The following is a 10,255-nucleotide window of genomic DNA, read 5'->3' on the forward strand; positions in this document are numbered from 1 at the left end:
ATTATTAGATACAATCTTAAAATCTTCTTTTATATCATCTATAATGGTATTGCTTTGTTTTGTTTTTAAAGAAGTTTCATTGTTAAAATTTGTATTTTTTATTATAGTGTCTGTATTTTCTTTTGTATTGTTTTCTTGATTTAAATTTAAAGAAAGTTCTTTGAAATTTATACTTTCTTTTGTATTGCTTTCTTGATTTAAATTTTTATTTATTTCTTTGTTTTTATTTTTATTTATTGTTTCGTCTTTGCTATTTATTTCTTTATTTGCAATTAAAGAATTCATATAAGTTTGATAAGCATTTTCTAAATCTTTAAAACCCAGTTTTTTAAATTCATCAATACTTTTATAAAGTTCTTTTCTTGCTTTTAAATAAGTATCGTTTAGTTTGGCTTTGTGGAAAATAAAAAGAATATATTCATCCTCATCATATTCTAAAATTTCTTTAGCTATTTTTCATTGGATTTTTGTTCTAGTTTTTTATAAAGAATATTAAAGATTCTAAAATTAACTTTTATAACTTGCTTGCCTAATTTGTCGCTTGTATCAAATAAAACTTTGATTTTTTCTTGACTATAAGCACCAGCAGCACCGACTGAATTTGAAAATATCTGTCCCGCTACTCCAAAAATTTTTTTCTTGTGATTGTGTTTTTAATTGTGATACATTAGAGTCTAATACTACTTGTAAGCTAGAGTATATATTTTCATTTGTCATTTTGTATTTTCCTCAATTCCTCAATTTTTAAAAAATCCAAATCAAATCGTGGTGAGATTTTGCTATGCCTACTCTTAAAAATTCATAGTTTTTCAAATCAATTTTGCTTAAATATTCTTTTATTATTGCATACAATTCTTGGATATTATTGTTTCCGAGTGGATCTAAAAACGAATATGCATTATAAATTTCCTCGCCAAATTTAGATATAGTTACACTATCGGCATAAATAGCAGTAAATGTGTGTGAAAAATAACAAAAATAAAAACTTCCAATCTCAAAAATTTTATCTTTGCCGACAAATTTCTTTACAATAAGGTCTTTATCTGTGGCATAAATTTCTTTTGTGTTGAGTGTTTGCAAAATTTCCATAAGATAACCAAACATAACAATCATAAATATAAGGCTTATTATACCGAAATAATACTATATCCCAAATCCCTTTATCAAAAGCTTGATATAGCTTTTTAATTGCTATATAAAAAATCTAAATAAACCCACATAACACAATAATCCTAAAACTCCATAAAATGATAGTCCATAATACAAGTAGTAGCGTATTTTTATACCGCAATTTCCAAACAATTCCATCTTTGCATTTTTTATTCTCCAACTTCTCTATCCTTTTTCTCTTTTCTTAATTCTTGTGCTTCTTTAAGGAAAGTGGTATTAATTTCACTAGTAGCGCTTACATGGGAAAAGATTTTTTCAATTTCTTCATCACTTAAGCTTAATAAATAAGGCATTACATGAGGCTTTATAATGGCATTAACTTTTGCATAAAAGCTATTTTCTATCTGAGAGTCAGGATCAGTACTAAAAATAACATTAGGTTCGCGGTGTTCTTTAACTTTGTCTCCGAAGGTGTATATCACTATATCTCCTGGATTTATCATAGGTACAAATGGCAAACTACGAGAATATATAAAAAAATTCCTAAAGGAAAAATCAAATTATTCTTAATATAATACTCAATCACAAGTTTTTCTTTTGTGATATAATTTCTTTTAATATTTGCCATTTTATAGATCGCTCGTGCAAATAAATATATCATTAAAAGAAACATAATAAAAACTATAAACAATTTAAAATTTGTGATATTGTTAAATGCCCTAGGAAGCAAATAAAGCATAAAACATAAAAATACAATATTTGTTATCCAAAAAAGCAAAAATCCAATATGTTTTTTTCTTTCAAAAACAATTTCATCTTGAGTGTCTTGTTCTTTGATTTCTGTGTTATTGTTTATTTGGCTCATTTTTATCTTTTACTCTGCTTTAAGCTCTCCACCTCTAACTACAAGTCCTTTGGAATCTATGATGACTTCTACTCCACCTGCTTTAATGATAACACAATCTGGTTTAGTATTAACCAATGTTTCTCCTACTTGTATAGTTGCCTCACTATCAGCCTTTAGATAATGAGTTGTTTTTGCATAGGTAGTGATATTATCAGCCACCATACTTGTATTTTTATCGCTTTCAAATCCTATGGATTCATTGCTTGTAAAAAGAATATTGTCTTTACTTTTATAATCTATCTCTTTTTCGCTCAAGACTTGTATTTTATTGCTTGTATTTATATTGTAACAACCTTCTATAATTTCTTTTTTGTTTCCTTTAACATTTCTAGTTTCATCTTTATGTATAATGGTATTTTTGTTTGCGCATATTTCAGTGTCTTTATTTTCTCCAATATATTCACTTGAATTTTTAGCTACTCTTAACTTGTTGTCTACTCCCACATTTAAAGTGTTAGATAATCCAACTATGGTGTCTTTAGATAAACCTACATTTATTAGATACTCAGCACCAACATTGACATTTTTAGCTAAATCTATGGTTTGCGTATGAACTTTTTTAATTCTTTCATTATAAATCCCATCCACCATAGAATCTTTATCATTTAAAATTCTTTGAGTAAAGTTGTGCTGAACCAATTCATCATAGTCTCTTTCTGCTTTTAGATAGATTTGTTCTTTATCTTTTAAGTTGGATAATGTTAGTTCATTATATCCTTGTTCATATACTCCTATAGTTTTAGAGCTAATGGAAGTTTTGTGATCATGGTGTGGTAACGATACAAGAGGATCATTCACCCCATTATACAAACTCCCACTAATAAAAGGCTTGTCTATATCATCATCTAAAAATGAAATAATAACTTCATCTCCAATTCTAGGTGTATGGTAAAAACCTGAATGATTGCTCGCTATAGGGCTAGCTACTCTTAAGAATGGACTATGGTGATACATGTTTGTTTTATTATCTAATTCTTCTTGATTAGCATAAAGATTAATCCTTACTTTTACTCTTCCATATTCATCTGTGTATATAGTATTTCTTTGATTTTCTATATTAGAATCTTCTCCTATAACTATACCCATGGTATTAATTGGAGGTTTTGGTTTGGATTTAAAACTAGGTGTAAAGGTTAAAAAAGATGGGGTAAGGGTTAAATTATTTGTATAAGATTTGCTTAGATTTAAGTCTTTAATATTTAAATTATCATTGGTATTGATAGTATTAGCTAAAATAGCATCATCAATTAAAATTTGTTCTTTTGCAATAATGGTATATTCTTTGGTGGTTTCTTCTTGAATATTAATTTTAATACTTTCATTTAAACTAAGATGATAAATATTGCTTTTTGCTTTTAGTATATTATTAAGCATAATGTTTCTTTTTTCTTTTAGGGTAGGGGATTGTTTTAAATTAATATTTTGTGTAAAGGAATACTCACTTTCATAAGAATGCTCATTATAATGTGCATTGGTGTTTTGTGCTTTAGTGCTTAATGAATATAAACTTAAAGGTTGTTTGGAATTATTGCTAGAATGAGTAAAAGCATTAGTTTGTATTTGCTTTTCTTTATTTAGTGCGTAAATACAAGTTTCATTAAGATGGTTGTTGATATTAGGATTAAAAACTATATCTTTTATTTTGCCTTTATGAGTATAAAAATCATAAAAATAAATATTATCTTTATCTTCATAAAAATAAATGCCATGATTATGTGCTAATCTTGTAATAAATTCTAAATCACTTTCATTGTATTGAGAAATCAATTCTTTAGTTTCATATATATGATGAATATTAGAAAAATCAATGTTTTTATTTAGCTTGGTGTTGTAATAGGCTAAGGTTTGTTTAATTATTTCTATTATGTTTGTATGAGTATAAATACGATTTGCTTTATTAAAATCAAGTCTTACTAAAGGAGAATGCAAGTTAAACTTAAAAAAATGTTTATGGTTTAATTGTTTAAAATTTTCTTTTACAATATTGCTAGCACTATCTTGATTAACACCTAGATAGTCAACATAAGATATTATTCCCCGATAAATCATATCAATATTAGTTGAAAAGTCTATCTTTTTGTTTTCATAAGGATTTTTAATTATAAGTGAAGCTTCTTTATCAATAAGCATATTAGGATTAAATTCAATATTATCATCACTAAAAATATCATTATTGATATTTTCATAAAAACCTTCACATTCACATAAGAAGATTTGATCCAAGCTTTCTTTTATAATGGCTTTTGTGATTTTAAAATCAAGTTTGTTAATTTTTAAATTAAGATAAGAGTTGTTTGTATTCATTAAAAAAAACCTTTGTTGGTATTGGGATTTATTTGGGATTATTTTTAATGAAAGTGATAAGGATATTAAACAGCATATAAAGCTCATTGTTAAACAATGAGCTTATTGTGTTACGAATTTGTTTCTCTCCAATCATCACTTCCGCTTGTTCCAGCCGCTGTATGTTCCCAAATAACTTTTCTGTAATTTAAAGATACCTTAAAAAGCTCTGTTTTGTCATGATTGTTTGCTTCTTGAGCATTTGGCATTACTAAGGTAATATCTGTAATGATAGCATCTTCTAATTTAGTTGTAAAAAAATGTTCTTGTCCGCCACTTGTTGATGTTCTAAACCAATGAACTTCAACACTCGGAAGTCTTTCACCTTTTGTAAGTGCATTGTAAAGTAGAGGAACTGCTTTATTTAGAGAGCAAGTGAAAGTAAAAGGCTTATGAACTCTTTGTCCTGATGGTTGTCCACTTTGTTGATCAACTGGAACTGTTACAATATGAGAAATTTCTTGAGCCATAATCTCGTCTTCGTGTCCTGCTTGATAGCGATTTCCTATACTTGCTTCTGTAGAAGCACCACTTGAAATAAGTCCTTGTGTTGAACCTTCGATTTTGATATATGCCGGTTGCGCCATGTTTTTCCTTATGATTATAATTTTGACTTTATATTTATATTAAAAGTTTTTAATATTTTAATACAAAATAAGTAAAAATAATATAAAATTAATAAATAGAAATAACAATTATTTGAATTTATATTAGGAAAAATTATGTTTCAAAAAATAAGGCAAATTTTAAAATCTAGGATTTTCGCAATCACATTAATACTTATTATTTTAGTTGTCTTAAGTTTATTTTTTTGGACTTATGGTTCTTTATTTGCATTTAATGAAATTTATGTTTTTAGTAATTCTTATTTAAGATTTGGGATAATTTTTATATTTTGGTGTTGTATTTTTTTGTTTTTCCTTTTAAAGCCTTTAAGTAATTTTATAAAATCTTTTAAGGATGACAAAAGAATAAGACTTAAAGAAATTAAAAAAGAATCTAATGAATTTTTATACAAAGCAAAAAGAAATTTCTTTATCGCATTAAAAGATGCCAAACAAACATGGAAAAAAGATATCAACACTAAAAATTTGCCTCTTGTTGTTATTGTGGGAAATGAAGGTGCTGGTAAAAGTACTTTTATAAATTATTCTGATATAGAATATCCTTTAAGCGATAGTTTAGAATCATATAAAAAGATGCATAAGTCTACCAATAATTTTAGCTTATATGTTTCCAAGAAAGGCGCTTTGCTTGATACTGAGGGAAATTATTTTTCTCAAGAAGATTTTTTTCATCCTAATAGTAGTGATGAGTTACCCGAAGATGATATAGAGAAAAATAGAGATTTCTTAATTAAAAAGAGCATTTGGCAAAATTTTTTAAAATTTTTAAATAAGAATTATTTTCATAGTAAATTAAATGGCATTATTTTAATAATTGATACTCGATTGTTTTTGGAAAACACAAAAGAATATTCTAATAATTTAATTCGTTATTTAACAAAAAGGGTGCATGAGTGTGAAAAAATTTTAGGTGTACAATTACCTATTTATGTTGTTTTTTCAAAATTAGATTTAATAGAAGGTATGAGAGAATTTTTTGATATTTTTAATGAAAAAATTCAAAAAAAAGCTTTTGGTGTAAGTTTTGCAGAACATTTTAAAGAAGAAGATATTCAAAAGTCTTTTGAAGAGATAAGCAAATCTTTGTTTTTACGTTTTGTTGATAAAAATTCTTCTATATACACTATAGAGGAAAAAAATAAAATTTATTTATTTTTAAAGCAGTTGGATAATTTATTTGTATTGAGCAAAGACTTTATCGTGCAACTCCAAAATGAAAATATTTTAAAAAATAGTTCAGTTTTAAGAGGGGTATATTATGTAAGTGCTTATCAAGAAAATGTGCCAAGAAATTTTATGCTTGATACAATTTGTGAAAAGTATAATATAAAAAAACCATTAGCTCAAGCAAAACAGTCTTTTAGCAAGCAAAGTTATTTTGTTCAGTCTTTGCTTGAAGATATTGTCTTTAAAGATTCATCGCTAAGTAGAATTAAAAGTTTTTACAAAAAGATATCACTTGTGGGTCTAACTATATTTTTGAGTTGTATGACTTATTTTATTTCATCTTATTTTATTCTTAAAAGCGAGCAAGAAAAGAAAATATCTCAAAGTGTTTATACTGATCTTTCATTTTTGTTGAAAAATATGCAAGATTACCCAATGATGAGTATAGAAGAGAAAGCAAAATTATTAGTTGATTTAAGAAATATACTAAGTGTATATCCGCAATTAATCGAAAAGGCAAGTTTGTTTGAATATTTTAGCTTAAACATAACATATAAAGGCTTTAAAAAAGCACAAAATTTATATTATAAAATTAGTGAAGATGTGTTGAAAAATACCCTGTTAAAAGAAATGGAAATAATATTACAAACTGACGATAATTATGATAACTTAATTAAAACTTTATATGTATATAAATCATTGTTTGAGCAAAAATATCTTGATAAAGATTTATTAAAAATATGGATTAATGAAAATTGGAATTTTTTAGAAAAATATAAAATTTCTAAAGAAAATTTTCTATCTGGTATCGATGAACTTCAAAAGATTGATTTAAGCACTTCTCAGCAAGATGATATTTCGGTTAAATTATCTATTGACAAACTATATAATGTAGCAAAAATTCAAAGAATATATACTTTACTTAACTTTATCATTCTAGATAAAAAAAATAAAGTATATAATTTTAAAAATGAATTAGGATTTGCTGCTAACAATGTTTTTTCAGAGTCTATTAAAATTGATAGTATTGAAGAAATTTACACAAAAAAAGGTATGGCTGACTTTTTGCAAACATTAAATGTAAAAATAGATAAAGCCATTGAGATTGATTCGTGGATTTTAAATGATTTGTCAAATTCTGAAAATAGAAGCAATATGGCAATGGGAATTATTAAAATTTATTTAACGCAATATCAAAATAAATGGCAAGAAATTTTAAATTCACTTGCACCAAAAAAGTTTATTTCCAAAAGTTCTATGTTAAATGAACTTAATATACTATCTAAAAAAGAAAATCCTTTAATGAATTTTATAAAAATTGTTAGTGTAAATACCAATCTTAATGATGCTGCCTTACTAACTCAAGCATATAATCTCGGTGTTAATGCTGCTGAAATAAAGACAAGTTTTATGGGGATTACTAGTTCGTTTGATGCTTATCATAAAATTATAGAGCAAAATTCTATTTTAAATACAGGTGCTGCTGCTGTAGGTTTAGATGTTGGAAGTCATCAAAAAACCATGGAATTAATAAATACAGATTTGTCTAATATTCATAAAAAAATAACTGACTTTACAACAAATAACTCGCAAACTATTGAGGAAAAAATAAAATACGCTTTAAGCGATAGTAAAGATTCTAGCGACCCATTTAGTTCTCTTGATCAAAATATTAAAAATTTACCAAGTGAATTGGAAAAATATTATGCAACTCTTTCTTTGTATGCTTGGAATATTATAGAAAACCATGGAGTTTCTTTGTTTAATACTGTTTGGTTGAATGAGATTTATGTACCATTTGTTAATGATATAGCTCCTTTTTACCCTTTTAATTTATTAAGTTCACAAGATTTAAGTATAGATTCTTTTAAAAATTTCTTTGGTAAAAATGGAATTTTAAATAAGTTTTATGAAAAATATTTAACAAATGTTCTAATTAAAAGAAAAAATGTTTATTCTATTAATTCTAAATTTAGCTCAAGATTAACTTTTTCCAAAGAATTTTTGGATTTTATTACTAAGGCTGGTAATTTATCAGAGTTAATGCTAAATGCAAATGATGTAATGAGAGTGCGCTTTACTTTACAAAGTCTTGACTTAAGTGCCGATTTTTCTTTTGTAAAAGTTCAGTATAATGATACTTCTATTATATATGATCACACATTACATACAAAATTAGATGTTATAACTGATGAATTTAACAATGGAACTAGTTTTGATTTCACTGCGTATTCTTATTTAGATGCTAATATAAATTACACAAAATCATATAAAGGAGAATGGGCTTGGTATAAATTGTTACAGGAAAGTAAAAATTTAAATTCATCTTACAGTGTTTTATTTGATGACAATAAAAAAATGTATTTTGATTTCAGGCTTAATAATAACAACTCAGATATTAATAATATAATTATGATATTAAGTGATTTTAAAATAGCAAAAAATATAACAAAGGCTCAAAATGATAGATAAAGAAACCATAGGATTAATAATTGAAAATATTGACGAAAATATTACAAAAACAGTAGCTTGTGTATTTGATGAAACTGGTGGACTTGTTGGATCAAGCCCAGAATGTTTATTTTGGATACAAGATAAAAATAATTCTGTTAAAGAAAAACATATGAAGATTACTTTTGAAGAAGGTTTTTTTACTATGACGTCTATAGAAGGCAGTGATATTTTTTATAATAATTCTTTTTCTAGATTGGAAGATGGTTATGAAATTATTATCAACAAAGGCGATGTTCTAAAGTTAGGTCTTATTGAGTTGCGTTTTGTTGATTCAAAAGAGATTAAACAAGAAAATTTAAAGCAAGCAAAAGAAATAAAAGAAATAGAAAAACACACACAGATGGATGAAATAAAGCTAAAACCTAGAGGAAAAATAGATAGTTTAGATTTTAAGATAAAAGAAAACATTAAAGAACTTATTGAAACAAAAATAGATTATAGTTTTATAGAGGATAATAATATTAAAAATTCTGAAGTTATTATGGAGTCTAATTCTTCTGTTAATTTAGATTTTACTTATGAAAGTATAGGAAAAATTTTAGATAAATTGCAAAATGAACTATCACAAAATCATAAAAAAACAATACTAAATGATAATTTCCAAAAATTAAATATAGATGATTTTCAAACAATTATTTCAAAAATTCCGCTTATTAAAGATACAAAACTAATTAATCTTGTTGTGTTAAAATTAATTACTAAAGAATTGTATTCACCTGTATTTAAAGAAATGGAAGAAGATATTTTTATGACTTATTTGCAAAACGCCTTACAAAATATCATTAAAAATGATCAAAATATATTTGAAAATTTGACTTTATTGTCTTTAAATAAATACAAAGAAAAATAATTTTTTTTTAAAGTAAGATAATTTTCCAAAATTAAATTTAAAAAGGAGTATCAAATGAAAATCACAATGATAACTCTAAACTTATTTTCTTTAGTATCTTTAAGTGCATGTGCTTTTAAAGAAAATAAAGCAAGTGAATTAGAAACTCTTGCAAGTAATTATGGTGGAATTTATATCTTTGATAAAAAAATAAGAGAAGAAATATTGGAAAATGAAAGAAAAAGAAGAGAGTTGGAAGATACTGATAAATTTAGAACTAAAGCGGGTCAATTAAAATCAGGAGAGTTAATTTATACAATAGATTCTGAAGCTATTGATAAATTGCTTCCTCAAGTCCTTTCTAATGGTTGTAAATATTATCGTAACGATTATAATTATGATGTAGATGATCCTGACTATGATTGTAACTTCGATGATAAACCCGAATTTGCATACTATGAAGATCAATTTAAGCATATATGGGTGAAGAAAACTATAAAAAATTAAGACCTTATTTGGGTATGACAACTTATTATGTGTGTGAGGGTAAAAAATATCCTGTTGTTTTTGCTACTATGATAGATTATAAAGTAAAAAGCTATGGATTGTTTGGAGACGAAGGAAGAGGATTTAGTTTTTCTAGCATTAGTCGTAAAAGTGCAGGAGGAGGATCTTTTCATTATTTTACTAATAATAAATTTATAAAAAGTGATGAAAAATATACAGGACAAAGTTACTGATGAACCCTAAAGAACTTAT

At 25.6% G+C, this 10,255-nt stretch carries 9 protein-coding genes and 1 pseudogene; 4 read left to right on the plus strand and 6 right to left on the minus strand.

All coding sequences use genetic code 11. The annotated features are described in order from the left end of the window. The 6 genes and pseudogenes from BGS40_RS06895 to BGS40_RS06915 all read right to left on the minus strand — a co-directional run. Window positions 1-285 (minus strand): annotated as a pseudogene (locus BGS40_RS06895) (hypothetical protein); the annotation flags it as partial. Window positions 286-744: 459 nt separating this feature from the next. Beyond that, a complete protein-coding gene (locus BGS40_RS06900) occupies window positions 745-1,104 on the minus strand; it encodes a hypothetical protein (protein WP_141085133.1) in 360 nt (119 codons plus the stop codon). Window positions 1,105-1,319: 215 nt separating this feature from the next. Next, window positions 1,320-1,592 (minus strand): hypothetical protein, encoded by a 273-nt coding sequence (locus BGS40_RS09805; protein WP_162842093.1) that lies wholly within the window; start codon window positions 1,590-1,592, stop codon window positions 1,320-1,322. A 17-nt stretch (window positions 1,593-1,609) separates the two neighbouring features. Continuing rightward, window positions 1,610-1,975 (minus strand): hypothetical protein, encoded by a 366-nt coding sequence (locus BGS40_RS09810; protein WP_251814927.1) that lies wholly within the window; start codon window positions 1,973-1,975, stop codon window positions 1,610-1,612. A 9-nt stretch (window positions 1,976-1,984) separates the two neighbouring features. Further along, complete coding sequence (locus tag BGS40_RS06910) at window positions 1,985-4,321, minus strand: type VI secretion system Vgr family protein (RefSeq protein WP_096738542.1); 2,337 nt, start codon at window positions 4,319-4,321, stop codon at window positions 1,985-1,987. Between the two features lie 110 nt (window positions 4,322-4,431). Continuing rightward, a complete protein-coding gene (locus BGS40_RS06915) occupies window positions 4,432-4,947 on the minus strand; it encodes an Hcp family type VI secretion system effector (protein ID WP_087704409.1) in 516 nt (171 codons plus the stop codon). Between the two features lie 135 nt (window positions 4,948-5,082). Here BGS40_RS06915 and tssM point away from each other — a divergent pair, with 135 nt between their 5' ends. The 4 genes from tssM to BGS40_RS09820 are packed head-to-tail and all read left to right on the plus strand — an operon-like array spanning window position 5,083 to window position 10,236. Then, on the plus strand, window positions 5,083-8,625 hold the full coding sequence (tssM, locus tag BGS40_RS06920; protein WP_096738543.1) for a type VI secretion system membrane subunit TssM: 3,543 nt from the start codon (window positions 5,083-5,085) through the stop codon (window positions 8,623-8,625). Then, window positions 8,615-9,517, plus strand: a complete 903-nt coding sequence (locus BGS40_RS06925; protein WP_087704625.1) for a hypothetical protein — start codon at window positions 8,615-8,617, stop codon at window positions 9,515-9,517. The genes tssM and BGS40_RS06925 overlap by 11 nt, the downstream gene beginning before the upstream one ends. 54 nt (window positions 9,518-9,571) lie before the next feature. After that, complete coding sequence (locus BGS40_RS09815; protein ID WP_126207218.1) at window positions 9,572-10,003, plus strand: hypothetical protein; 432 nt, start codon at window positions 9,572-9,574, stop codon at window positions 10,001-10,003. Further along, window positions 9,976-10,236: a hypothetical protein gene (locus BGS40_RS09820; protein ID WP_049984620.1), complete on the plus strand. Its 261-nt coding sequence runs from the start codon at window positions 9,976-9,978 to the stop codon at window positions 10,234-10,236. The genes BGS40_RS09815 and BGS40_RS09820 overlap by 28 nt, the downstream gene beginning before the upstream one ends. The last annotated feature ends 19 nt before the right edge of the window (window positions 10,237-10,255 follow it).

The sequence above is a fragment of the Campylobacter sp. 107 genome (genome assembly GCF_002383835.1).
GTDB lineage: Bacteria > Campylobacterota > Campylobacteria > Campylobacterales > Campylobacteraceae > Campylobacter_D > Campylobacter_D jejuni.

Excerpts from the sequence above, each read along its gene's own strand:
- BGS40_RS06910 (WP_096738542.1), bottom strand. The coding sequence starts at position 4,321 with ATGAATACAAACAACTCTTATCTTAATTTAAAAATTAACAAACTTGAT.
- BGS40_RS09810 (WP_251814927.1), bottom strand. The coding sequence starts at position 1,975 with ATGAGCCAAATAAACAATAACACAGAAATCAAAGAACAAGACACTCAA.
- BGS40_RS06925 (WP_087704625.1), top strand. The coding sequence starts at position 8,615 with ATGATAGATAAAGAAACCATAGGATTAATAATTGAAAATATTGACGAA.
- BGS40_RS06915 (WP_087704409.1), bottom strand. The coding sequence starts at position 4,947 with ATGGCGCAACCGGCATATATCAAAATCGAAGGTTCAACACAAGGACTT.
- BGS40_RS09815 (WP_126207218.1), top strand. The coding sequence starts at position 9,572 with ATGAAAATCACAATGATAACTCTAAACTTATTTTCTTTAGTATCTTTA.
- BGS40_RS09820 (WP_049984620.1), top strand. The coding sequence starts at position 9,976 with ATGGGTGAAGAAAACTATAAAAAATTAAGACCTTATTTGGGTATGACA.
- BGS40_RS06900 (WP_141085133.1), bottom strand. The coding sequence starts at position 1,104 with ATGTTTGGTTATCTTATGGAAATTTTGCAAACACTCAACACAAAAGAA.
- tssM (WP_096738543.1), top strand. The coding sequence starts at position 5,083 with ATGTTTCAAAAAATAAGGCAAATTTTAAAATCTAGGATTTTCGCAATC.